This window comes from Rhodococcus sp. LMD (assembly GCF_056108245.1).
In genome coordinates, this window is the sequence record NZ_CM148557.1 from 1,529,319 (window position 1) to 1,553,486 (window position 24,168).

The 24,168-nt window shown below is 71.1% G+C and carries 23 protein-coding genes; 13 read left to right on the top strand and 10 right to left on the bottom strand.

Features of this window, described 5'->3' with window-relative positions; genetic code table 11:
- Nucleotides 1–43 precede the first annotated feature (43 nt).
- Nucleotides 44–424 (top strand): Sec-independent protein translocase protein TatB, encoded by a 381-nt coding sequence (gene tatB, locus ACWPQI_RS07225; RefSeq protein ID WP_010592445.1) that lies wholly within the window; start codon nucleotides 44–46, stop codon nucleotides 422–424.
- 70 nt (nucleotides 425–494) lie between these two features.
- Here tatB and ACWPQI_RS07230 read toward each other — a convergent pair whose 3' ends face one another.
- From ACWPQI_RS07230 to ACWPQI_RS07250, 5 genes are all read right to left on the bottom strand, one after another.
- On the bottom strand, nucleotides 495–1,628 hold the full coding sequence (locus ACWPQI_RS07230) for an Mrp/NBP35 family ATP-binding protein (protein WP_003936093.1): 1,134 nt from the start codon (nucleotides 1,626–1,628) through the stop codon (nucleotides 495–497).
- A 25-nt stretch (nucleotides 1,629–1,653) separates the two neighbouring features.
- Complete coding sequence (locus ACWPQI_RS07235; protein ID WP_010592444.1) at nucleotides 1,654–2,532, bottom strand: lytic transglycosylase domain-containing protein; 879 nt, start codon at nucleotides 2,530–2,532, stop codon at nucleotides 1,654–1,656.
- A 158-nt stretch (nucleotides 2,533–2,690) separates the two neighbouring features.
- Complete coding sequence (locus tag ACWPQI_RS07240) at nucleotides 2,691–3,725, bottom strand: lysozyme family protein (protein WP_040275501.1); 1,035 nt, start codon at nucleotides 3,723–3,725, stop codon at nucleotides 2,691–2,693.
- Nucleotides 3,726–3,813: 88 nt separating this feature from the next.
- Nucleotides 3,814–4,341: a DUF1003 domain-containing protein gene (locus ACWPQI_RS07245; protein ID WP_010592442.1), complete on the bottom strand. Its 528-nt coding sequence runs from the start codon at nucleotides 4,339–4,341 to the stop codon at nucleotides 3,814–3,816.
- Entirely contained in the window at nucleotides 4,334–5,608 is a 1,275-nt protein-coding gene (locus ACWPQI_RS07250; RefSeq protein ID WP_026138051.1) for a magnesium transporter MgtE N-terminal domain-containing protein, read from the bottom strand. The genes ACWPQI_RS07245 and ACWPQI_RS07250 overlap by 8 nt, the downstream gene beginning before the upstream one ends.
- A 58-nt stretch (nucleotides 5,609–5,666) precedes the next feature.
- Between ACWPQI_RS07250 and ACWPQI_RS07255 the strand changes: the two genes are divergently transcribed.
- From ACWPQI_RS07255 to ACWPQI_RS07285, 7 genes are all read left to right on the top strand, one after another.
- Nucleotides 5,667–6,623 carry an HpcH/HpaI aldolase/citrate lyase family protein gene (locus ACWPQI_RS07255; protein WP_010592440.1) on the top strand — a complete coding sequence of 319 codons (957 nt, stop codon included), beginning with the start codon at nucleotides 5,667–5,669 and terminating at the stop codon, nucleotides 6,621–6,623.
- Nucleotides 6,624–6,755: 132 nt separating this feature from the next.
- A complete protein-coding gene (locus ACWPQI_RS07260; protein ID WP_003936099.1) occupies nucleotides 6,756–7,244 on the top strand; it encodes a YflT domain-containing protein in 489 nt (162 codons plus the stop codon).
- 136 nt (nucleotides 7,245–7,380) lie between these two features.
- Nucleotides 7,381–8,715: an ABC transporter substrate-binding protein gene (locus tag ACWPQI_RS07265; protein WP_010592439.1), complete on the top strand. Its 1,335-nt coding sequence runs from the start codon at nucleotides 7,381–7,383 to the stop codon at nucleotides 8,713–8,715.
- A 77-nt stretch (nucleotides 8,716–8,792) separates the two neighbouring features.
- Nucleotides 8,793–9,677, top strand: a complete 885-nt coding sequence (locus ACWPQI_RS07270) for a carbohydrate ABC transporter permease (protein ID WP_174557540.1) — start codon at nucleotides 8,793–8,795, stop codon at nucleotides 9,675–9,677.
- Nucleotides 9,677–10,513 (top strand): carbohydrate ABC transporter permease, encoded by an 837-nt coding sequence (locus tag ACWPQI_RS07275; protein WP_010592437.1) that lies wholly within the window; start codon nucleotides 9,677–9,679, stop codon nucleotides 10,511–10,513. The genes ACWPQI_RS07270 and ACWPQI_RS07275 overlap by 1 nt, the downstream gene beginning before the upstream one ends.
- Nucleotides 10,514–10,518: 5 nt before the next feature.
- Nucleotides 10,519–11,688: an ABC transporter ATP-binding protein gene (locus ACWPQI_RS07280; RefSeq protein WP_010592436.1), complete on the top strand. Its 1,170-nt coding sequence runs from the start codon at nucleotides 10,519–10,521 to the stop codon at nucleotides 11,686–11,688.
- 22 nt (nucleotides 11,689–11,710) lie between these two features.
- A complete protein-coding gene (locus ACWPQI_RS07285; RefSeq protein WP_017681977.1) occupies nucleotides 11,711–12,520 on the top strand; it encodes a hypothetical protein in 810 nt (269 codons plus the stop codon).
- 61 nt (nucleotides 12,521–12,581) lie between these two features.
- Here the strand turns inward: ACWPQI_RS07285 and ACWPQI_RS07290 are convergent, their stop codons facing one another.
- Nucleotides 12,582–14,090 (bottom strand): MFS transporter, encoded by a 1,509-nt coding sequence (locus ACWPQI_RS07290; RefSeq protein WP_017681978.1) that lies wholly within the window; start codon nucleotides 14,088–14,090, stop codon nucleotides 12,582–12,584.
- Nucleotides 14,091–14,213: 123 nt separating this feature from the next.
- Here ACWPQI_RS07290 and ACWPQI_RS07295 point away from each other — a divergent pair, with 123 nt between their 5' ends.
- Together ACWPQI_RS07295 and ACWPQI_RS07300 are read left to right on the top strand one after the other, a co-directional pair.
- Complete coding sequence (locus ACWPQI_RS07295) at nucleotides 14,214–15,320, top strand: winged helix DNA-binding domain-containing protein (protein WP_048771746.1); 1,107 nt, start codon at nucleotides 14,214–14,216, stop codon at nucleotides 15,318–15,320.
- Between the two features lie 100 nt (nucleotides 15,321–15,420).
- Nucleotides 15,421–15,957 (top strand): DUF1360 domain-containing protein, encoded by a 537-nt coding sequence (locus ACWPQI_RS07300; protein WP_026138052.1) that lies wholly within the window; start codon nucleotides 15,421–15,423, stop codon nucleotides 15,955–15,957.
- A gap of 116 nt (nucleotides 15,958–16,073) precedes the next feature.
- On the opposite strand, the gene ACWPQI_RS07305 is transcribed toward ACWPQI_RS07300, so the two are convergent.
- Nucleotides 16,074–17,771 carry a RecQ family ATP-dependent DNA helicase gene (locus ACWPQI_RS07305; RefSeq protein ID WP_017681981.1) on the bottom strand — a complete coding sequence of 566 codons (1,698 nt, stop codon included), beginning with the start codon at nucleotides 17,769–17,771 and terminating at the stop codon, nucleotides 16,074–16,076.
- A 182-nt stretch (nucleotides 17,772–17,953) separates the two neighbouring features.
- A complete protein-coding gene (locus tag ACWPQI_RS07310; RefSeq protein WP_010592429.1) occupies nucleotides 17,954–18,799 on the bottom strand; it encodes a ParB N-terminal domain-containing protein in 846 nt (281 codons plus the stop codon).
- Between the two features lie 94 nt (nucleotides 18,800–18,893).
- Between ACWPQI_RS07310 and ACWPQI_RS07315 the strand changes: the two genes are divergently transcribed.
- Nucleotides 18,894–19,481, top strand: a complete 588-nt coding sequence (locus ACWPQI_RS07315; RefSeq protein ID WP_010592428.1) for a suppressor of fused domain protein — start codon at nucleotides 18,894–18,896, stop codon at nucleotides 19,479–19,481.
- Nucleotides 19,482–19,507: 26 nt separating this feature from the next.
- Here ACWPQI_RS07315 and ACWPQI_RS07320 read toward each other — a convergent pair whose 3' ends face one another.
- Nucleotides 19,508–21,319 (bottom strand): hypothetical protein, encoded by a 1,812-nt coding sequence (locus tag ACWPQI_RS07320; protein ID WP_010592427.1) that lies wholly within the window; start codon nucleotides 21,317–21,319, stop codon nucleotides 19,508–19,510.
- On the bottom strand, nucleotides 21,310–22,377 hold the full coding sequence (gene corA / locus ACWPQI_RS07325; RefSeq protein WP_010592426.1) for a magnesium/cobalt transporter CorA: 1,068 nt from the start codon (nucleotides 22,375–22,377) through the stop codon (nucleotides 21,310–21,312). The genes ACWPQI_RS07320 and corA overlap by 10 nt, the downstream gene beginning before the upstream one ends.
- A gap of 112 nt (nucleotides 22,378–22,489) precedes the next feature.
- Here corA and ACWPQI_RS07330 point away from each other — a divergent pair, with 112 nt between their 5' ends.
- Both ACWPQI_RS07330 and ACWPQI_RS07335 read left to right on the top strand, forming a co-directional pair.
- Nucleotides 22,490–23,344, top strand: coding sequence for a PHP domain-containing protein (locus ACWPQI_RS07330; protein ID WP_010592425.1), 855 nt, complete (start codon nucleotides 22,490–22,492; stop codon nucleotides 23,342–23,344).
- On the top strand, nucleotides 23,341–23,763 hold the full coding sequence (locus ACWPQI_RS07335; RefSeq protein ID WP_010592424.1) for a hypothetical protein: 423 nt from the start codon (nucleotides 23,341–23,343) through the stop codon (nucleotides 23,761–23,763). The genes ACWPQI_RS07330 and ACWPQI_RS07335 overlap by 4 nt, the downstream gene beginning before the upstream one ends.
- The last annotated feature ends 405 nt before the right edge of the window (nucleotides 23,764–24,168 follow it).

Here is a 24,168-nt window from a genome sequence, read left to right on the forward strand (position 1 = left end):
TCCTCCGGGCTGCGAACCCCGCGTCACCACGTACCCTGGAACGGTGTTCGGCAATATCGGTTGGGGCGAATTCATGGTCCTGCTCGTCGCGGCGCTCGTGGTCCTCGGCCCCGAGCGGCTGCCCGGTGCGGTGTCCTGGGTGACCAGGTCGCTGCGGCAGGTCCGCGACTACGCGTCCGGCGCGAAGGAGCAGCTGAAGGAGGAGCTCGGCCCCGAGTTCGACGACCTGCGGCAACCCCTGTCCGAACTGAACCAGCTCCGTGGCATGACGCCGAAGGCGGTCATCACCAAGCACTTGCTGGACGGCGACGACTCCCTACTCACCGGCGACTTCGACAAGCCCGGCACCAAGCCGGTGAGCAAGCCCGTCCCGCCGCCGTTGACAGCGGGAGAAAAGCCCCCCATCGACTCCGACGCGACCTAGGCCGCTGCGCGGCCGGTGTGTCCTTTGGGCGGTCAGGACAGCCCAAAGGACACACCGGCGCCGCAGGCGCCTAGAGGTGACGGGTGGTGTCGATCCCCAGCGACATGCCGGCCAGGCCGCGGCGACGCACGGCGAGCTTCTCGGCGATCTCGCGCAGCGCCGTGCCTGCGGGCGAGTCGGGGGCACTGAGAACGATCGGGGTTCCGGCGTCGCCGGCCTCGCGGATCGCCGGATCGAGCGGGATCTGACCCAGCAGCGGGACGGTCGCGCCGACGGCGCGGGTGAGCCGCTCGGAGACGGCCTGACCGCCACCCGTGCCGAACACGTCCATCCGGGTGCCGTCGGGCAGCTCGAGCCACGACATGTTCTCCACGACGCCGACGATGCGCTGGCGGGTCTGCAGGGCGATGGAGCCGGCCCGCTCGGCGACTTCGGCGGCCGCCTGCTGCGGAGTGGTGACCACGAGGATCTCGGCGCCGGGGATCAACTGCGCGACGGAAATCGCGACGTCGCCCGTGCCGGGCGGCAGGTCGAGCAGCAGCACGTCCAGATCGCCCCAGAACACGTCGGCGAGGAACTGCTGCAGCGCGCGGTGCAGCATCGGTCCCCGCCAGACCACGGGCGTGTTGCCCTGGGTGAACTGGGCGATGGAGATCATCTTCACGTCGTGCGCGATCGGCGGCATGATCATCCGCTCCACCTGGGTGGGCTTGGCGTCGGTGCCGAGCATGCGCGGAATGGAGTGGCCGTAGATGTCGGCGTCCAGCACACCCACGGACAGGCCCCGTGCGGCCATGGCGGCGGCGAGGTTGACCGTGACGGAGGACTTGCCGACCCCGCCTTTGCCGGAGGCCACCGCGTAGACGCGGGTGAGCGAGCCGGGCTGGGCGAACGGGATGACCGGCTCGGTGGAGTCGCCGCGCAACGACTTGCGCAGCTCGGTGCGCTGCTCGTCGTTCATGACGTCGAGTTCGACGCGGACCGCGGAGACACCGGCGACGTCGGCCACAGCCTTGGTGACCCGGTCGGTGATCTCGGTGCGCAGCGGACAGCCGGCGGTGGTCAGGTAGATGCCGACGTCGACGCTGCCGTCGCCGCCGATCTCGATGCTCTTGACCATGCCGAGTTCGGTGATCGGCTTACGGATCTCGGGATCCTGAACCCGCGCCAGGGCGCTGCGGACGTCGGACTCGCTGACTGCCATGGCATCAATCGTAGGTGGCACCCGCTCAGTGGATGCGCGGCAGGTCCGCCGCGCTGGGGGTGACGCCGGTCGAATAGGCGGCCGACCAGGCGAGCACGTTCGCGACGTACGCCATGGAGTTGTTGTAGCGATGGATGGCCTTGGTGGCCTGCGCGAGGTCGTGCATGTTGTTGCCGCCGTCGCACAGGTACTTGGCGGTGGTGAGGGTGGAGTCGTACAGGTTCTGCGGGTCGGCGACGCCGTCGCCGTTGCCGTCGCCGGCGTAGAGCTTCCACGTGGAGGGGATGAACTGCATGGGGCCGACCGCTCGGTCGTAGACGGTGTCGCCGTCCAGGGTGCCGCCGTCGGTGTCCCGGATGACGGCCTGGCCGCGCAGGCTGCCGTCGAGGGGCAGACCGATCACGGGTTCGAGGAGGTTGCCCTTGTCGTCGGCCTTACCGCCCTTGGCATGGCCGGACTCGACCTGGCCGATGCCGGCGAGCAGTGTCCAGTACATGTTGCAGCCGGGGGTCTCGGCGGCGAGGATCCGCTCGGCGTTCTGGTAGGCGGCGAAGTTGATGCCGGGAATCCCGAGGGGGCCGGGCTGGAGCGGTGCCGGGGCGGCGGGGGCAGGCTCCGGGGCGGGCGCGGGGGCCGCCGCGGGCTCCGCGGTAGGCTCCGGTGCGGTCATGAGGGCGGCCGCGGCGGCGACGTCGCGGGAGATCCCGTCGGCGATGTAGGTGGTCTCGGTCGCCGCAGTCACGGGCTCGGCCACCGCTTCGGTGTCCTGCACGCCGAACAGGGTCTTGGGGCTCGCCCCGGCGCTGGTGGCCGCGGCGACCACGCCGACCGGAACCAGTCCGGTGAGGGCGATGACCGAATTGCGGCGGAGCTTGGACTCCGAAGGCTTCCTGTGCCGACCCACTCGATACCTCCTGGGCGCCTTCCCCGAGACGCTTTCGTTACATGGCGGTACCGACCATACAGGAAGCGATGCGTTTCCGTTACCCTACCGTGATGTAACGCGCTGAGCTGGGCAAACGGCTGGAGCTGGGGGTTACGACGAGATCGAGGCGTGACCGATCAGGGTGCGGGCGGCGCCGGGCACAGCGCCGGGACGAGACACGGCAGCGGCGGCAGCACCGGCGCAGCCGGCGGTGCCTCGACAGCCGGCGCAGCCGGCGGTGCCTCGACAGCCGGCGCGGCCGGCGGTGCCTCGACTGCCGGCGCGGGGACGGGGACCGGCTCGACCGCGGGAGCCGGGACCGGCGCCGGCGTGGGTGCCGTCGTGGTCCCGGACACGGGTGCGGGAACGGTCTCCGCGACGTCGACGGTGTTCGGCCGGGCCGGAACGGCCGGCGGCGCCAAGGGCGGGACGACGATCCCCGGCGAGACCGCGGCGCCCTTCTCGTACGCGGCCGACCAGGCCTGCACGTTGGCGACGAACTCCGGCGACGGATCGAACCGGGCAGCCGCGCGGGCGCGGGCGTCGGCCTCGGCCAGGCGCGCGTCGTCCGAGCACAGCCAGGCGCCGGCCGCCAGACCGGCGTCGAAGACGTTCTGGGGATCCGCGGTGCCGTCCGCGTTGCCGTCGGCGGAGAACTGCGACCAGACCGCCGGGGGCAGCTGCATCGGCCCGAGTCTGCCCGTGCCGGGAGCCACGCGCGCGGTCGTGAGCGTGCCCAGCACGTCGGTGCGTCCCGAGTCCGCGTGCTGCGACGTGATCCGTCCGATCGCGGCGAGCAGATGCCACGGCAGTGCGCACTCGGGCTCATCGATCGCAAGCTGCATCTCGGCCGCCCGATACGCGTAGAGCACCAGCTCCGGGATCGCCAGGGGGCCCTCACCGGCCAGCACGGGCGACGGCTGTCCGGGTGCGACCGTGACCTCGGGCGGAAGATCCGCCGCGGGAGCGCCGGCCGGAGCCTCGGCCCCGCGTACGGGTCGCGGCGCCGCCGGGTCCGCCGGCAGGACCCCGACCCCGGTGCTGCCGTCCGCCGCCGTCACGGCGACCGGCTCCCTGTGCTCCGTCGCAGCCACCGGTGCCGGGGACGACGCGACCGCCGCGAACCCGGCACCGAGCACCACCGGCACCGCGATCAGACCCTGCCAGCGCACGCCATCACCCCACAGACCTACTCGTCGCGGACAGTCACCCCACCGACACCATCGACGGGCTGTGATGGACGTTACAGCGCGTCACGTCTCAGCGGCGGGCCGGGCGCGTTTTGCCGGATGCCGTCGACGTCGTGTCCTCCTCCTCCGGTTCGATCAGCAGCGCGCGCAGATCGTCGAGCTCGCGCCGGAGGTAGTCGCGGGTGGCCACCTCGCCGACCGCCAGCCGCAGCGCCGCCAGCTCCCGCGCGAGGAACTCGGTGTCGGCCTTGGTCTGGGCGGCGCGTGCCCGGTCCACCTCGAGTGACACCCGGTCCCGGTTCTCCTGCCGGTTCTGGGCGAGCAGGATCAGCGGCGCGGCGTAGGCGGCCTGCGTGGAGAACGCGAGGTTCAGCAGGATGAAGGGGTACGGATCCCACTGCAACGTCACGGCGAAGACGTTGAGCAGGATCCACACGATCACCACGACCGTCTGGATGGCCAGGTAGCGCCCGGTGCCGAGGAACCGGGCGATCGATTCGCTGACGCGGCCGACCGCCTCGACGTCGAAGTTGACCCGGAACCGGCCGGTTCGGGGAGTGTCGAGGCGCTGCCGGGCCACGGCGGAACGGTCACTCATCGTCGGCCTCCTCTTCGCGCCAGTCCTCGGGCAGCAGGTGATCGAGCACGTCGTCCACCGTCACGGCACCGAGCAGGTGCCCCTCGTCGTCCAGCACGGGCCCGCACACCAGGTTGTACGTCGCGAAGTACCGGGTGACCGCGGTGAGCGAATCGTCGGGGTCCAGTCGTGGCAGGTCGTTGTCCACGATCCCGCCCACCAGGCCGGCCGGCGGCTCCCGGAGCAGCTGCTGCAGGTGCACGCAGCCGAGATACTTGCCCGTCGGGGTCGCGGTGGGCGGCCGGACGACGAACACCATGGACGCCAGCGCCGGGGTGAGGTCCGGGTTGCGCACCCGGGCCAGTGCCTCGGCCACCGTCGTCGCCGGGGTGAGCACCACCGGCTCGGGGGTCATGAGGCCGCCGGCGGTGTCGGGGGAGTGCTCGAGCAACCGCCGCACCGGCTCGGAATCCTCCGGATCCATCAGGCGCAGCAGCGACTCGGCGTCCGAGTCGGGCAGCTCGCCGAGCAGATCGGCGGCGTCGTCGGGGTCCATCGCCTCGAGCAGGTCCGCGGCGCGTTCCACCTCGAGGTGCATCAGCAGATCGGTCTGGTCGTCGGTCGGCAGCTCCTGCACGACGTCGGCGAGCCGCTCGTCGTCCAGGGCGACCGCCACCTCGTGCCGGCGCTTCTCCGGCAGCTCGCGCAGCGCGTTCGCGACGTCGGCGGCGCGCATGTCCTCGAACTGCAGCAGCAGCTGCGAGACACCCTGGCCGGGCATTCCGAGGTTGCTGTAGGTCAGCCCGTGCACGTGCTGCCAGTCCACGACATGGATCGCGGACCGCCGGCCCAACCGGCCGCGCTGGGCCCGCACGGCCACGCGCGAGACCACCCAGTCCCGGGTGCGGGTCAGTTCGATGCCGAGATCGACGACGACCACGTCCACGCCCGCGAGCTCACCCAGCTCGGGGTCGTCGACCCGGACCTTCGAATCGAGCACCTGCGCGAGCGCCAGCACCTCGGTCGGTCGCTGCGTGAACCGGCGCAGGCTGACGTTGCCGGTGTTCAGGGTGACGGCCCCCGGCTCGATCGCCGTCACCCGCAGCATCGGCACGAATATTCGCTTGCGCGTCGGCAGTTCGACGACCAGACCGAGCACCCGGGGCTGCTGCCGCCCGATCCGGATGGTGAGCACGACGTCGCGCACCCGGCCGATCGACTCGCCGTCGGGTCCCAGGACCACCAGACCTGCGAGCCTCGCCGCGAATACCTTGCTCACTGCTGCCATGATGGTCAGGCTAGAACGTGCGGTCGTCGATTTCGGAACACGGAGGTCTGCCCAGCCCATGTCGTTCGACTTCAGGCCCCGCAGGTCCGTGCTCGCCGTTCCCGGCAGCAGCCGCAAGATGATCGACAAGGCCAAGGGCCTGCCTGCCGACGAGGTGTTCCTCGATCTCGAGGACGCCGTCTCCCCGCTGGCGAAGGAGCAGGCCCGCACGACGATCGTCGAGGCGCTGAACGAGGGCGGGTGGGGCGAGCAACTGAAGGTGGTGCGGGTCAACGACTGGACCACCGATGCCACCTATCTCGACGTCGCCACGGTGGTGGGTGGCGCCGGCGCGCACCTCGATGCGATCCTGCTGCCGAAGGTTCCCGACGCGAGCCATGTGCAGGCGCTCGATCTGCTGCTGACTCAGGTGGAGAAGGCCCACGGGCTCGAGGTCGGACGCATCGGTATCGAGCCGCAGATCGAGGACGCTCTCGGGCTGACCAACATCAACGCGATCGCCACCGCCAGCCCGCGCGTGCAGACGCTGGTGTTCGGCCCGGCCGACTTCATGGCGAGCATCAACATGCGCACCCTCGTCGTCGGGGAGCAGCCCGACGGCTACGACCGCGGCGACGCCTACCACCACATCCTCATGACCATCCTCATGGCGGCCCGGGCCCACGGGCTGCAGGCGATCGACGGGCCGTACCTGCAGATCCGCGACGTCGAGGCGTTCCGGCGCTCCGCGCAGCGGACCGCGGCCCTCGGCTTCGACGGCAAGTGGGTGCTGCACCCCAGCCAGATCGACGCCGCGAACGAGGTCTTCAGTCCGCGGCAGGAGGACTACGACAAGGCCGAGATGATCCTCGACGCCTACGAGTGGCACACCTCCGCGGCCGGCGGCGCGCGCGGCGCCGCGATGCTCGGGGACGAGATGATCGACGAGGCCAGCCGCAAGATGGCGCTGGTGATCTCGGCGAAGGGCCGGGCAGCCGGAATGGCCCGCACCACGACGTTCGAGCCGCCGCAGTAGGCGGCTGCGCCGCCGGTGTGTCCTTTGGGCGGTGGGAGCAGCCCAAAGGACGCACCGGCGCCGAAGGCGCAGACGGGCAGAATGGACAGGGTGCGCCGGATCGGGGCGCGCAGTCACGAGAAGGAGCCGAAGATGACCAACCCCCTCGGACAGCCGGGACGCGCCACGCCGGGCCTGCCGACTCCGCCGAGCGGCTGGCCGGTCGGTTCGTACACGACCTACGCCGAGGCGCAGCGCGCTGTCGACCATCTCTCGGACCAGTCCTTCCCGGTCGAGGACGTCACCATCGTGGGTGTCGATCTCATGCAGGTCGAGCGGGTCACCGGCCGGTTGACGTGGGCGAAGGTGATCGGCGGCGGCATCGCCTCCGGCGCCTGGCTCGGTCTGTTCTTCGGGCTGCTGCTCGGGATCTTCTCGACCGATTTCCTCGGCCCCCTGCTCGTCGGCATGGTCGGCGGCATCGTCTTCGGCCTGATCTCCACGACCATCCCGTACGCCGCGACGCGCGGCCAGCGCGACTTCTCGTCGACGATGCAGCTGGTGGCCGGCCGCTACGACGTGCTGTGCGCGCCGCGCAACGCGGAACGGGCACGGGACCTGCTCGCCAAGCTCGCGTTGTAGACCGTTCGATCACAGTTCCGTTCCGGGCGGCAGTTGAGTCGCGCGGCGGCGTCCGGTGCGTTACGTTCGCACCAAGTGTGACGGAAGTCACCGTCGCGCAGGACGACGGCTGGAGGCTGTGGTGCGGAGACGGGCGGTGCGGGTCGTACTGGTGGGCGCCGCGGCGGTGTTCGCCCTGTCGTCGGTCGCGGCGTGCGGCAGCGAGTCCGACGGGACGGTACTGAGCTTCTACACCGCCGCCGACGGCGCGGAGCAGTACGCGGCCGCGGCGGCGAACTGCACCGCCGCCGCCGGTGGCCGGTACACCATCGAGCAGCGCACCCTGCCCAAGGGCGCCGACGACCAGCGGCTGCAGCTCGCGCGGCGGCTCACCGGCGGGGACGAGACCCTCGACCTGATGACACTCGACGTCGTGTGGACGGCCGAGTTCGCCGAGGCGGGCTGGGCGCTGCCGCTGCCGCCGGACGTCGCGGCCGCGGTGTCCGAAGGCACCCTCGCCGGACCGCTGGAGTCCGCCACGTGGCAGGGCACCCTCTATGCGGCACCGCTGAACACCAACACCCAGTTGCTCTGGTATCGCAAGGACCTGATGCCCGACGGGCGGCCACCGCAGACGTGGGACGAGATGATCGACATCGCGAGCGGGCTCGCGGCCGAGGGCCGCCCCAGCTGGATCGGGGTGCAGGCCCGCCAGTACGAGGGCCTGATGGTGTGGTTCAACACCCTGCTCGCCAGCGCCGGCGGATCGGTCGTGGCAGAGGACGGCACCACCGTCACCGTGGCCGACGGTGACGCCGCGGTGACGGCTCTGGACATCATGAAGCGGGTGGCGACCGCGCCCGGTGCGGACCCGTCGCTGAACCAGTCCGACGAGGCCGCTGCGCGTCTCGGTATGGAGAGCGGCAAGGCCGCGTTCCAGGTGAACTGGCCGTTCGTCTACCCCGGCATCGTCGAGAACTCCGAGAAGGGCTTTCTGCCCTTCGTCGACGAGAACGGCAACGTGACCGCCGAGAACACCGGCAACACGGTCCTGACGGTGAACGGCGAGCAGAACTTCCTCCCCGCCCCGTACCCGTCGGTGGTCCCCGGCAAGCCGGCCGAGGTCACGATCGGCGGGTTCAATATCGGGGTCGCCCGCACCACCAGGTATCCCGACCTCGCGTTCGAAGCCGTGCAGTGCCTGCGCAACGAGGAGAACCAGCGCAACAACGCCGTCGACGGCGGTGTCCCGCCCACGCTGGCATCGCTGTACGACGATCCGGAGTTCCAGCAGGCATACCCGATGTGGCGGGAGGTGCGCGAGAGTCTCGAGAACGCGGCGGTGCGCCCGGTTTCGCCTGCGTATCAGAGCATTTCGACGCTCATCACCGCGACTCTCAATCCGGTCGACCAGATCGACCCGCCGCGCACGGTCGACGAACTCGCCGAGCAGGTCCGCAAGGCGGTCAATTCGGAAGGGCTGATCCCGTGACCACCACGCCCGCAACCCGACCCGTCCCACCGGCCGAGGGCGACCGGCCCGTATCGTCCGAGCGCGGGAAAGTTGTTCTGTCCGAAGGGAAGAAGGCCGAACGCCGACTCGGGCTGTGGCTGGTCGCGCCCGCGGCGCTGATGATGCTCGCCGTCACCGCCTACCCCGTGGGGTACGCGGTGTGGCTGAGCCTGCAGCGGTACGACCTGCGCTTCCCCGACGAGCGTGAATTCGTCGGATTCGCCAACTACGTCTCGGTCCTCACCGATGCGTTCTGGTGGCAGGCCTTCTTCGTCACCGCCGGCATCACCGTCGTGTCGGTGGCGATCGAATTCGTCCTGGGGCTGGCGCTGGCGCTGATCATGCACCGCACCATCGTCGGCAAGGGCACCGTCCGCACCGTGGTGCTGATCCCGTACGGGATCGTCACCGTCGCCGCCGCCTACAGCTGGTACTACGCCTGGACGCCGGGCACCGGCTACCTGGCGAATCTGCTCCCCGAGGGCAGCGCCCCACTGACCGAACAACTTCCGTCACTGGCGATCATCGTGCTCGCCGAGGTGTGGAAGACCACCCCGTTCATGGCGCTGCTGCTCCTCGCCGGGCTGGCGCTCGTCCCGGACGACCTGCTGCGCGCGTCCCAGGTCGACGGCGCGGGTGCGTGGACCCGGCTGACCAAGATCATCGTCCCGCTGATGAAGCCGGCGATCCTGGTGGCGCTGCTGTTCCGCACGCTCGACGCGTTCCGCATCTTCGACAACATCTACGTCCTCACGCGCGGGTCGAACGGCACGGGCTCGGTGTCGATCCTCGGATACGACAACCTGTTCAAAGCATTCAACCTGGGCATCGGCTCGGCGATCAGCGTCCTGATCTTCCTGTGCGTGGCGATCATCGCGTTCATGTTCATCAAACTGTTCGGGGCCTCGGCGCCCGGCTCCGATGCGGAAGGGAAGCGGTGATGACGACGACCGAAACCCCGCGGCGCAAACTGAGCTGGTCGGCGGTGAACCTGCTCGTACTGCTGTACGCACTCGTGCCGGTGCTGTGGATCGCCAGCCTGTCGTTCAAGCCGGCCGGCACGATCAAGGACGGGCGCTTCATCCCCCAGGAATGGACCCTGGACAACTACCGCGGCATCTTCCGCACCGACGCATTCACCAGCGCACTGATCAACTCGATCGGCATCGGACTGATCGCCACGGTGATCGCGGTGGTCATCGGCACCATGGCGGCGTACGCGATCGCCCGGCTCGACTTCCCGGGCAAGAAGATCCTCGTCGGTGTCGCGCTGCTGATCGCGATGTTCCCGCAGATCTCGCTCGTCAGCCCGCTGTTCGACATCATCCGCAGACTCGGGCTGTTCGACACCTGGGCGGGCCTGATCATCCCGTACATCACCTTCTCCCTGCCCCTGGCGATCTACACGCTCTCGGCGTTCTTCAAGGAGATCCCGTGGGAACTCGAGAAGGCCGCCAAGATGGACGGCGCCACACCCGGGCAGGCCTTCCGGAAGGTGGTGGCGCCGCTCGCGGCGCCGGGCATCGTCACCGCCGCGATCCTGGTGTTCATCTTCTGCTGGAACGACCTGTTGTTCGCGATCTCGCTGACGTCCACCGAGCGGTCCATCACCGCGCCCGCGGCAATCGCGAACTTCACCGGAGCCTCCCAGTTCGAGGAGCCCACCGGCTCGATCGCGGCGGCCGCGGTGGTCATCACCATTCCGATCATCGTGTTCGTGCTGATCTTCCAACGTCGCATCGTGGCCGGCCTGACGTCCGGCGCAGTGAAGGGATGACCCACATGGCTGAAATCGTGCTGGACAAGGTGACCAAGCTCTACCCCGACGGGGCGCGAGCGGTCAGCGACGTGGACATGACGATCGCCGACGGCGAGTTCATCATCCTGGTCGGCCCCTCGGGCTGCGGAAAGTCGACGACGCTGAACATGATCGCCGGCCTCGAGGACATCTCCTCCGGCGAGTTGCGGATCGGGGGCGAGCGGGTCAACGAGAAGGCGCCGAAGGACCGCGACATCGCGATGGTGTTCCAGTCGTATGCGCTGTACCCGCACATGACCGTCCGGGAGAACATCGCCTTCCCGCTCACCCTGGCCAAGGTCCCCAAGGACGAGGTCGCGCGAAAGGTGGAGGAGGCGGCGAAGATCCTCGACCTGACCGGCCACCTCGACCGCAAGCCGTCGAACCTGTCGGGCGGGCAGCGACAGCGGGTGGCGATGGGACGGGCGATCGTGCGCAATCCCAAGGCGTTCCTCATGGACGAGCCGCTGTCCAACCTCGACGCCAAGCTGCGGGTGCAGATGCGCACCGAGATCGCCCGGCTGCAGAAGCGCCTGGGCACCACCACGGTGTACGTCACCCACGATCAGACCGAGGCCATGACGCTCGGGGACCGCGTGGTCGTCCTCCGCGGCGGGCTGGTGCAGCAGATCGGTGCCCCGCAGGAGCTCTACGACCGGCCGAAGAACCTGTTCGTGGCGGGGTTCATCGGCTCGCCGTCGATGAACTTCTTCGCCGGCCGGCTCGACGGTGACAGAGTGCGCACCGCGATCGGGGACTTCACGCTGCCGGCCGAGCGGTGGGCGGCCGTGCAGAAGCACGATCCGGGACGTGACGTCGTCGTCGGCATCCGGCCCGAGCACTTCGAGGACGCCGCGCTCCTGGACCCGGCGCAGCGCGAGCAGGGCACCATCTTCACGGTCGACATCGACGTGCTCGAATCCATGGGGTCGGACAAGTACGCGTACTTCACCGTCGAGTCCCCGGAGCTGCATTCGAGCGACCTCGACGATCTGGCAGCCGATGTGGGCGTCGCCGATCTCGCCGGCGGCTCGATGGTCGCGCGGCTGCCCGCCGAGTCCGACGTCGCGAAGGGCCGGCCGGTGCAGCTGTGGTTCGATCCGGCGAAGGTTGCCCTGTTCGACCAGGCGACGGGGGAGAACGTCACCCTCTGACCGAGGAGTGCATAGTAGGCCGGTGGACCTCGACGACATCGCCGACGAGCTGTACGGGCTCGATCCGGGTGAGTTCACCGCGGCCCGTAAGGAGTACGTCGCCCGTGCCCGCGACGCCGGCGACCGGGAACTCGCGGCGGCGGTCGGCCGGCTGCGCAAGCCGACCGTGTCGGCGTGGCTGGTGAACCTCCTCGTCCGCGAGAGACCCGAGGAGATCACGGCCCTGCTCGGACTCGGCGAGGCCCTGCGTACCGCGCAGCGTCAGCTCTCCGGAGCCGAGCTGCGGCGGCTGTCCACCCAGCGACGGCGGGTGATCGGTGCGCTCGAGAAGACGGCCTCCCGGCTCGCCGCCGAGCACGGTCGGCGGGCATCCGAAGCCGCGCTGCGCGAGGTGGGCCAGACCCTGCACGCCGCACTCGCCGAGGCCGAGCTGGCCGAGCAGGTGCGCGGTGGCCGACTCGAGACGCCGCTGGACTACAGCGGGTTCGGACCGGTCGGACTGTCGGTCGTTCCGCCCGCGCCGGAACGGAAGGGCACCGGGGCGGACGACATCGAGGAGGCCGAGCGCACGCGGCGAGCGCTGGAGGCCGCCGTCGCCGAGGCGGAAACGGCGCGGAACACCGCCGACGAGGCCCGGTCGGTGGCGGAGCGCGCACGTGCCGCGGTCGAACAACTCGACGAGCACGTCGCGCGGCTGCGCGAGGAGCTGGGCCGGGTGGAACACCAGCGCGAGTTCGCGCGACGCACCGCCCGGACGGCCGACGAGGACGCCGCGAAGGCCGAGGAGGCGGCGCAGCAGGCGGAGGAGGCGGTGCGCGCACTGCAGGGTTGAGCGGACGCAGAACGGGAAAGGGCTGAGGACGCCCGGTTCCGTCCCGTTCCCGACCGCGAGGTCAGCCCCGGCGGACCGCGTCGGTCTGCCCGGTCGCGGTGTGCTCCGCCGCGAGACCGGACACCGTGCTCCATTCGGCGGCCAGGGCCGTCGCCTCGACCTCGTCCTCCTCGCGGTCGCTCAGTGCGCGCGTGGCCGGTCGCCCGCCGATGAGAACGAGCAGTGCGGCCACGGCCGCGGCCGCGACACCCAACCCGAATGCCGCGACGAATGCGCTCTCGCGGACGACGCCCGTGCCGCGAACGGTCAGCGTGGCCAGCAGGGTCGTGACCACCGCACTGCTGAGCGAACTGCCCACCGTGCGGGCGATGGAGTTGATGCTGTTCGCAACCCCGGTCTGATCGGGACGGATCTCGGCGACGAGCAGGGCGGGCAGTGCGGCATAGGCGAGGCTGACGAAGGTGGTCACGAGGATGCCGGAGACGATCAGCTGCCAGCTCCGGTCGTGCACGACCGCCACCAGGGCGAAGCCGGCGATCCCGAGAATGCACGCTCCGATCAGCACCCATCGGGCGTCGAACCGGTGGATGAGCCGGCCCGCGAGTGCCGCGGCGACCACCCCGACGAGCGCGCCGGGCAGCATGTACACCGCGGTCGCCTCGAGCACGGTGGCGCCGAATCCGTATCCGGCGACGGCGGGCGGCGTCTGCACGAAGTACGCCGTCGCGAGGAAGCTGACGAACATGGCCATGCCGACGAGGAACGCGGCGCCGTGCACCACGAACACCGGTCGATCGGTGAGCATCCGCGGCGGCACGAGCGGCTCGTCGACGTGCCGTTCGAAGAGCAGCCACGCCGCGAGCACGGCCAGCCCGAGTGCGGCGCTCCCGAGGGTGAGCGCCGACGCCCAACCCCACGTTCCGCCCTCGGACAGGGCCAGCAGCACCAGCGCCAGCCCGACGGCCAGCAGGATCGCGCCGAGCCAGTCGATCCGTCCGTCCGCGGACCGCGGTCGTCGCGGCACGACGAGGAACGCGCTCAGCAACGCGACGGCGTTGAACGCCGCCACCAGCCAGAACACGCGACGGTAGTCGCCGCCCGAGACCATCAGGCCGGTGAGCACCATGCCGATCGCGCCACCGACGCCGAGCGTTCCGGAGAACAGGCCCATCGCCCCGATCAACCGCTGCGGCGGCAGTTCGGCCCGCAGCACGGCGATGCCGACGGGGAACAGCGCGAACGACACGCCCTGCAGGACCCGGCCGATCAGCAGGAGCGTGAACGAGTCCGCGGCGGCGCACAGCAGCGAACCGACGAACACCACGACGAGGACGGTGAGCAGGACCGGGCGTTTGCCGCGCAGATCGGCCAGCCGGCCCAGCAGGGGAGTGGTGACGGCGGCCGCGAGCAGGTTCGCGGTCAGGACCCAGCCCGCGGCGGTCGTGCTCACCCCCAGCTGTTCCTGAATGGTGCCGACGATCGGTACGACGGACGTCTGCATCACGGCGATGGTGGTGACGATGAAGCACAGCACCGGAACCAGCAGCCGCGCACCTCTCGGATCGGACATCGGCTCTCCTCGACGCTGCAACATGAAACTAAACTCAACTAAACATCTACCGGACGCTCGGTTGCCCCGTCCAGGTGCAGGCGCCGACGAGGCCGTGTCGGTCCGCCGTGGCAGGGTGTTCCCGTGACGCCGCGCACCCTCACCGTCCGTGCTCTCGGCCGCGCCACCCTCGCCCGTCAGCATCTGTTGCATCGTGCCGACCTCCCGGTGCTCGACGCGGTCGAGCACCTGCTGGGCCTGCAGGCGCAGGCCCCGACACCGCCCTACTTCGCGCTGTGGGCGCGGTTGCGGCGGTTCCGGCCCGCGGCCCTCGCCGACCTCATCGAGGGACGGCACGTGGTGCGCACCGTACTCATGCGCGGCACGGTCTTCGCAGTCTCGGCCGCCGACGCTGCGGCGCTGCGGGACTGGGTCCAGCCACTGCTGGACCGGGACCTGGCCACCAACACCCAGTACGCGGCCGGTCTGGCCGGGGTGGACCTGCGTGAGCTCGCCGCGGCAGGCCGCGACCTGCTCGGCGACGCCCCCCGCAGCCTGCAGGAGCTGCGCCCGTTGCTCGCGGAGCGATTCCCCGGCCGCGATCCGGCCGCGCTCGCCTACGGGCTGCGGAACCTGCTCCCGCTGGTGCAGGTGCCGCCGCGGGGGCTGTGGGGGCGCTCCGGGCAGCCGCGACTCACCCCGCTCGACGAGTGGACCGGTCGCGGACCGGCACGGCCGGACCCGGCCGTCGTCCTCCGGCGATACCTCGCCGCGTTCGGGCCCGCGAGCGTGCGCGACGCCCAGGCCTGGTCGGGGCTGACGCGGCTCGGGGAGGTGTTCGAACGGCTGCGCCCGTCGCTCGAGGTGTTCCGGGACGAGAACGGCGTCGAGCTGTTCGACCTGCCCGACGCCCCGCGCCCGGATCCGGCGGCACCGGCGCCGGTGCGGATCCTCGCGCCGTACGACAACGTCCTGCTCTCGCACGCCGACCGGACCCGGATCGTCTCCGACGAGCACCGTCGCCGGATCGTGACGCAGAACGGCATCGTGCGCTCCGCCGTCCTCGTCGACGGGACGGTCGCCGGAACCGCGAAACTGGCCGTCGCGAAGGACTCGGCCGTACTCGAGGTGACCCCGTGGCGGCGCCTGACGGCCCGGCAACGCTCGGCGGTCGAGGCGGAGGGGCTGCGGCTGGCGCGGTTCGGCGGGGCGACCGCCCCCACGCACGAGGTGCGATTCCCCGCGGGGTAGCGGAGAGGCGTGGCGGCAGCCGTGCGTGGGTACAGCCGTGCGTGGGTACAGCCGTGCGTGGGTACTACTGCGCGGACCGAGCTACGTGCAGGAGAAGCAGATGAGCAATCAGACCGAGACGTCCGTCGACCTCGTCGACGCCGTCCGCGAACAGACCCGCGAGTACACCGGCGGGGAGGACATACCCCTCCGGGGCTACACGAAGGTCCTCGCCGGGTACAGCACGCTGGTCACCGTCGCGGTGATCGCCGCGGTGGTCACCGGGCGTCGACTGCCGGAGCGTCTGAGCGGGCAGGACCTCGTCGTGCTCGCCCTCGGCACGCACAAGCTGTCGCGCACGGTGACGAAGGACGCGGTGACCAGCCCCATTCGCGCGCCCTTCACGCGCTACAAGGAGCAGGGCGGCCCGGCCGAGGTGATGGAGGAGGTCCGCGGACCGAGCAACAGTCTCCGGCACAGCCTGGGCGAGTTGCTGAGCTGCCCCTTCTGCTTCGACATGTGGGTCGCGACGTTCTTCACCATCGGAATGGTCTTCGCACCGCGTCCGACCCGGCTCGTCGCCGGGCTGTTCGCCGCCCTCGCCGGGGCAGACTTCCTCCAGTTCGCCTACGCGAAGGCGCAGCAGAGCGTCGAGTGAGGGCCGCCGTCCGAGGGTGGGGCAGGATTACCGCGCCGGTTCGGAATCCGCCCACGCCACGGCGGGGGCGGATTCCGAAGTCGCGGGCGGATTTACGGGGCGCCCCCTGGGATCCGTCAGGCGATGTCCGGCTCCGGTTCGGGCTCCGAGTTCTCGGGGCGCAGCAGATCGTGCTCCTCCACCGCCTCGAGCGACAGCGTGCGGTAGCCGTACTCGTCGAACAGCACGGTGATCCGGTCCGGCTCCGCGCTCATCACCTCGCCGGGACCCCACTGCGCGTGCACCACTCGGGTGTGCAGCGGAATCGGCTCGTAAGGGCCGTGTTTCGGCGATTCCGGTCGGTGCTCGTGGATTCCCTCGCGGCAGCAGTCACAGTGCCCGCACGGATCGGGTAGCGACTCGCCGAAGTACCCGAGCAGGAACTGCCTGCGGCAGCCACGGGTTTCGGCGTAGCCCCGCATCATCTCCACGCGCGAGCGGTCCATCCGTTCACCGACCGCGGCCACCTCGGCCGCGCGGCGGACGGCGATCTCCACCTCGACGGTGCGTGCGGTGAGCCCCTTGCGTCCCGAGGAGACCACACCCGCGCGTTCGAGCAGGTTGACCGCGTTGGTGAGGGTTCGTCCCCGGATATCCAGTTCGGCGCGAAGGCTTTTCAGTCGTTTCGGTGACTTCGCGCGCGCCAGCGCGGTGAAGGCCCGGCCGAGCAGGTCCTCGTCCGGGCGGTGGGTGGTGAAGAACTTCGCGAGCGACAGGTCCTCGGGCCGGTAGAACAGCAGCGCCTTCGCCTCGAGCCCGTCGCGGCCGGCGCGGCCGATCTGCTGGTAGTAGCTGTCCACGGAATCCGGCGCGGAGGCGTGGGCGACGAACCGCACGTCGGGCTTGTCGATGCCCATGCCGAACGCGGAGGTCGCCACCACCACCTCGAGTTCGTCGTCGAGGAATCCGTGGTGCACCCGCTCGCGCGTGGCCGCCGGCAGACCGGCGTGGTACGCGGCCGCCCGCAGTCCCCGTTCGGTCAGCTCGGCCGCGTAGAACTCGGCGTCCTTGCGGGTCGCGGTGTACACCAGCCCGGGGGTCTCGAGTCCGGCGACGGTCTCGACCACCGCCCGGCGCTTGTCGGCGTCGGCGGTGTACCGCTCGACGGCCAGGTCGATGTTGGGCCGGTCGAACCCGCTGGCGATGACCACCGGGTCGCGCAGGCGCAGCTCCTCGACGATCTCCTGCCGCACCGGCGGCGACGCGGTGGCCGTGAGCGCCACCACCGGGGGCCGGCCGAGGCGGTCGAGCGCATCGGCCAGGCGCAGGTAGTCGGGCCGGAAGTCGTGACCCCACGCGGACACGCAGTGCGCCTCGTCGACTACCACGAGGGAGACGCGGGCGGCGGCGAGTCGGGCCACCACCTCGTCGTTGGCGAGCTGTTCCGGCGCCAGGAAGACGTACTCCACGGTGCGCTCACGGATCGTCTCCCACGCGGCTGCGGTCTCCGACGCCCGCTGCCGGGAGTTGATCGCGACCGCGTCCGGCGCCGAGGTGGCGTCGAGCCCCGCGATCTGATCGTTCTGCAGCGCGATGAGCGGGGAGATCACCAGGGTGGTGCCCTCGATCAGCAGCGCCGGCACCTGGTAGATCGCCGACTTGCCCGATCCGGTGGCCATCACCGCGAGCACGTCCCGGCCCTGCACCAGTGGTTCCATCGCGTCGAGCTGGCCGGGACGCAGCTCCTCCCAGCCGAACACGCGGCGCGCGGCCGCGCTCAGCTCGGTCCGGACGTCCCGGGTGGTGTCCGCTGCGTCCTGCACGGTCGCCGTCAAGCGCGTTCTCCTGTCGTGGGCCCGGTCCTGCCGACCAGGGTACGGAGCGCGGGGTCCCCCCGCGCGGACCGGCGCCGGCACGCTGCTCGACCGGCCCGGGCGTCCGCGCGTCCGGCGGACGCCCTCGGTGGCTGCCGGGGGCATACCTCCGGCGCCGCGGGATCAAACCGGCCGGCGCGCGCTCACCGGGGCGCCCGCCGCTTCAGCCGCTCGATGATCTCCTCGTTCCACACGTGCCGCCGCACGAGCCGGTAACGTTCGCCGGCCAGCCACAGGTACGCCTCGGCGTCGGTCCGGGTGCGCAGCATCCCCGCCGCCCGCACCATGTCGACCACGGGCACGAACTCCTCGTCGAACCAGCGCTGGGCCACCACATCGCGGGTGAGGAACTCGCCGCGCTCCTGCATGAGCCGGAAACCCCACGCCTCGATGCACTCGGCCAGCTCGGCGTAGTCCCACGGATCCCGGACGGTCACCGCGTCGCGCCGCTCGCCGGTGAGTGGCACCCGGCTCAGGAACATCCGGTAGTGGTCCTTCCGCATCAGGTCCGAGTGCTGGCTCACCCCCTCGGGCGAGATCCGGGTGACGATCTCGGTCACGTAGGCGTCGATGGTCGCGTCCCCGCGGGCGTAGGCGATGGAGACGCGGTGGTGCCCGTCCACCACGAAGTGCATCGACCCGACCCGGTACACCGTGATCGGCGGCACGGCCTCGCCCCGGCGGCGGGCCGTGGCCAGCTTCTCCCATCGCTGGCGCAGCCGGGCCGACGTGGGCCGGAACCGCCGGTCGAAATCCTCGGTCCGGTCCACGCTGCCGACGATCGAGGCCACGTCGATGCTCTGCAGCCCCAGACGCCGTTCCCCGACCCGGCCCAGCGCCCGCACGACGGCGTCGAACGGCAGCACGGCGTTGACGTCCCCGGGTTCGCGGCGAAGCCAGGCGATCAGTCGCGCGTACTCGGCGCGCCGGCGCTGCCGGGAGAAGTCGTCGCCGGCATCGGCGCCGGGGAAGCCGGTGTCTCGCACCATGACACGACGGTACCGGCGGACGGGCTCCCGGTGACCCGGATCGGTGCGGGACGCACCGGCGGCACGAGCCCCGCGCCGGGTCTACATTGCAGGGGTGATCGACGCCGTGCTGCCCGCCGTCCGTGCCCATCTCAGCGCCCGCTTCGGGGGCGCCGAGCCGGAGACGGCGTCCGTGACGTTCCTCGGACTCGAACCCGTCGAGGTGCTGCGGTTCCGCGTGGAACAGCCGGACCTCGTGCGGTTCGCGACCCTGGGGTGTTCGCGGCATCCGATGGGCGACCCCACCGCGACGGTCGCCGACCCGACGCGGGGGCCGCGCGCCGAACTGATTCTGAGCATGCGCGGCCTCACCGGCACTCTGCCGGGGCTGGTCCGCACGCTCGCGACGCTCGCGGCACTGCCCGCGGTGGAGGGCGTCGTCCTCACCGACGACGCCCTGCTCGACCTGGGGGAGCCGTTGTGGCAGGGGGCACCCTTCACCGCGGTGATGCTCGAGCCGAGCGACGTCCCCGAACTGGTACTGCCCGAGCCCGCCGACCCGGTGCGGTTCTTCGAGGTGATCCCGCTGACGGGCACCGAGGCCGCGTGGAAGCGGTTGCGCGGCGGCGACGCGCTGCGCGAGGCGTGGTCGGAGGCCGGCATCGACGTGCGGGACCCGAACCGCGCCCCGGCCCGAATGTGACGGGAGCCCGAATGTGACGGGCGCGGTCAGCGCGGGACGACGACGCCGATCGGGCCGCCCGCCAGGCACACGTCGAGTCCCGCCGATGCCGAGCGGGCCTGCAGCCCGGTGCCTGCGCCCGGGACCCGTGCGTAGGCCGTGCCCAGTCCCTCGGTGACCGGTACCCGCACCCGCGGGGCGGCGGGAAACCCCACCTCGATCTCGCCGTCCGCGGAGGCGCGGTAGTTCAGCTGCACCGTCCACTCCCCGCCCACGAGCGCCGTGTCGGCGGGCAGCACGGTCGTCCTCGACTCGGTGAGCAGATGCCCGCAGTCGGACACCGGACCGGGCAGCACGTGCCGCACCGGAACGAGTTCCGCCGGCACGAGTCGTCCCCGGTCGTCGAGCACCTGCAGTTCGGTGGTGACGGCGCCGATCTCGGCGCGTCCCGGCAACGGCGAGAACACCCGGCTCAGGAGGTTGTGGGGGTGGGTGACCGGCAGGAGCACCCACACCGACACGGGATGGTCGAGGATCGGCACGTCGGGGCGTGCGGTGAGCGCGGACCTCGCGGCGGCCAGGTAGGCGCCGGTGGGGTTGTCGGCCCAGGTGCGCGCGAAGGTCGTCGTGGACCACAGACAGCTCGCCGTGAAGACCACCGCGCACCCGGCGGCGACGATCCGCCGCGCGGGTGCGCGCCGCGGGTCGTCGCGTGGGCCGGCGCGCAGGATCAGGGCCGTTCCGATCGCGACGACCACGGCCGTGTCGGTGTGGTAGCGCAGGGTCTGGGCCAGTTCGTACGTCGTGTCCGGGCCGAAGCGGGTGGTGATCATCGCGGCCGTCGAGGCCGCCACGTAGGCGGCCGTCGCGGCCCACACCCAGCCCGTGCGCCGGCTGCGCCGCAGCGACCACACCAGGACGGCGAGCACCGCGGCCCAGGCCGCCACGACGAGCCCGGTCGGCGGATCCGCCCACGGCGGTCCCGGATTCCAGCGGTCCCATCGCCACGGCCCGCCCAGCAGCGCCGGCAGCACCCCGAACGAGACACCGTGGTGCGTCAGCCCCCGGACCATGTCGCCCGTCGGCGCCCCGAACCGGGACTCGACGAGGGACAGGTACGCCGCCGCCCAGGCCGCGAGGACCAGCGCCGAGCCGAGCCACAGCGGCGCCGCGCGTCGCGCCGCGGTGCGCACCGGCCGGGGGTGGCCGTCCAACCCGTACATCAGCGCGACGGTCGCGAAGGCCACCGCCGGTACCAGCACCGACTTCTCGAAGAACAGCAGTGCGACGCCGGTGACCGCCGTCCCGCTCAGCGCGTAGCGGAGCCGGCCCGTGCGCGCCGCACGGATCGCGTCGCCGGCCACCCACGCCAGGCCCGCCTGCAGCGGCAGCGAATTCAGGCCCGCCGCCCACCACGCGAACGCCGGCAGCGTCAGGGGCGTGAACAGGTAGAACAGCAGCGGGCCGAGCAGCGCCTGCCGCGGTCCGAGCAGCAACCACAGCACGCGCAGCACGGCCAGCGACGCCAACGCCTGGCCGGCCACGAGCGTCGCAGCCGCCGGCCACCACTGCAGCGGTGCGAGGCTCGTGATCACGTCGGCCACCACGAACGCACCCGGCATGAGATGGCCGTCGTGGTCGTAGCCGAGCAACTCGAACGACAGCAGCGGGTGCAGGCCCGCCCGTCCGACCAGAATCAGGTCGTCCCAGTAGAACTGCCCGCCGAACGCGAGCAGGGAGCGCACCGCCAGCTGCAGGACGATCAGGACGAGGGCCGCCGCGAGCACCCACGTCCCACGGGTGTGCCCTGCGGAAGCGACCGGCGTCAGGCGGTCCCGCGCCGCGGTGATCAGAGCCATTTGTTGCGGCGGAAGGTGACGAACAGGCCGACGGTGATCGCGACGATCGCCCCGATGACCACGAAGTACCCGTGCTCCCAGTGCAGTTCGGGCATGTTGTCGAAGTTCATCCCGTAGATCCCGGCGATCATCGTGGGCACGGCCGCGATCGCCACCCACGCCGAGATCCGGCGCATGTCGGTGTTCTGCTGCACCGTCACCTTCGCGATCGCGGCATCGACGAGGGTGCTCAGCGTCTCGTCGTAGTCCGCGATGCGCTCGGCCACTTTGGTGTGATGATCGGCGACGTCCCGGAAGTAGCGCCGCACCTCCTTGGGCACCGGATTGCCCGCGCCGCGGGTCAGCTGGCGCAGCGGCGTCGCGAGGGGGAGCACCGCCCGTCGCAGTTCCACGATCTCCCGCTTGAGCAGATAGATCTGCTCCACCGCGATGCGGGTGTCGGGCGTGAACACCAGTTCCTCGAGGTCGTCGATGTCCGGCTGCACGGCGTCGACCACGGCGAGGTACGTGTCCACGACGTGGTCGGCGACGGCGTGCAGCACCGACGACGGACCCAGCGCCAGCCGCTCCGGGGCGGCCTCGAGCCGATGCCGCACGTCCGCCAGCGCGGAGTGGTCGCCGTGGCGGACGCTGACGACGAAGTCCCGGCCGCAGAAGAGCATGATCTCGCCGGTCTCGACGATCTCCTTGGTCGTGGTCACCGACTCGTGTTCGACGTAGTTCACGGTCCGCAGCACGAGGAACGTCACGTCGTCGTAGCGTTCGAGCTTGGGCCGCTGATGCGCGTGCACGGCGTCCTCGACCGTCAGTTCGTGCAGCCCGAACGTGCGGCCCACGCTCGTCATCTGCTGTTCGTCGGGCTCGTGCAGGCCGAGCCACACGAATCCGGCGCCGCGCCGGCGCACCTCCTCGAGCGCCGCGCCGTGGGCGTAACGGCCCGGCAGCCGCACGCCGTCGACGTAGACGGCGCAGTCCACCACCGCCCGCTCGGCGGGGACGCGCAGGGTGGACGCCGGGGCGCCGGTCCGGCGCGACGGGTGCGAGGGCAGGTTCGGCATCGGTTCCCTTCCGCGCAGCACGCTCCGGCCCGTCCGGGCGGTCGCAGCGTCATGCTAACCCGCCCCGGACCGCCCGCCGGGGCCGCACGACGGCACCTGACACACTGGTGGGGTGCGTATCGATCTGCATACCCACTCGCTGGCCTCCGACGGGACCGACACCCCGGCGGGACTCGTCCGTGCCGCGGTCGAGGCCGGGCTCGACGTGGTCGCCCTGACCGACCACGACACCACCGCCGGCTGGGACGCGGCGGCCGACGCCCTGCCTGCGGGACTGCGGCTGATCCGCGGCATGGAGATGTCGTGCACCGGACGCGGTGAGGACGGCCGGCCCGTGGCGGTGCATCTGCTCGCCTACCTGTTCGACCCGCGGAACGAGGCGTTCGCGGTCGAGCGGGAGCGCCTGCGCGGGGAGCGGGTGGGCCGTATCCGGGCGATGGCCGAGCGGATGGCCGCCGACGGGCTGCCCGTCGATCCCGAACGGATCGTCACCGCCGCCGGTCCGGTGGCCGGGCGGCCGCACCTGGCGCGCGCGCTGGTGGAGGCGGGGGTCGTTCCGAGCATCGAGGCCGCGTTCGCGGACCTGCTGTCGTCGCGGGGTCGCTACTACGTCACCAAGGCGGACACTCCGCTGTCGGAGGCCGTGCGCATGGTCGCCGACTCCGGCGGTGTCACCGTCGTGGCGCATGCCCGTGCCCGGTCCCGGGGCCGGCTGCTCGCACTCGACCACATCGAGGAACTCGCGGAACTGGGCCTCGGCGGCCTCGAGGCGGACCATCCGGACCACGCTCCGGCCGACGCGCAGCTCATGCGGGACATGGCGGCGAAGCTCGATCTGTTCGTCACGGGGTCGTCCGACTACCACGGCGGCAACAAGGCCGTCCCGCTCGGCCGGTACACGACGGACGCCGAGGCGTTCGAGGCGCTGACGGCACGGGCCACCGGGGTCGAGGTGCTCGAGGGATGAGCACCTGGGGCCGCCCGGCGCGCCGCGACGACCGCGCCGTCGGGCACGACGACTTCTACGACGACTCCGCTCACCGCTCCGGGCGCGACGCCTACGAGGCGCCCGCGGCGGCATCGCCCCGCGGTGGGACGCCGAGTCGGGACGGGTTCGTCGTGCGGGGACTGCGAGCCCTGTCGGGTGTGGTGTGCGGCGCGGTGATCGTCCTGACAGCGGTGGTCTGGGTGGCGCAGTACCTGGGGGACAAGCGGGATTTCCCGGGGCCGGGTTCGGCGTCGCTGTCCGCGCACGTCGTCGCGGCGCTCGTCGCCACGGCCGCGCAGCTGTTCGCGGACCGCCGGCGTGGTCTCGCCGCGGTCGCGGGCGTGGCTGTGGTCTATCTCACGGGCGCGGTTCTGATGTTCACCCAGTGGTGGGGCTGACGTTCGGACCCCCGTGCGTTACCGGCAGGTAACCGGTCGGCATCTCGGGCTTTTGCCTCGGAACGACCCCGATCGTGGGGTCGACATTGCGGCTCGGCTGTCCAAACTCACAGGTGAGCGCCGAAAATCGTGAGACATTCGCAAGAAATACCGATTTGATTGTTGGCTTGTGAAGGTGGCAAACTTTTCCTCAATCCGGCCTCGGTGCCACCGCCTCGAAGCCGGACGAAGATGGCAGACCCTGTAGAGGGCTCGTCGCCAGGGCTCACCCGCCTCGGCGCCATCACGCTCCGGAAGTCGTACAGCGTTGTACAGCGGTAACCGTGATCGCGCCCGGAAGCTTCACCGAAATGTCCTTGGCGAAGCGCTGCACCCGATGTCCGTCGCGCAGCTACTTCGCAGTAA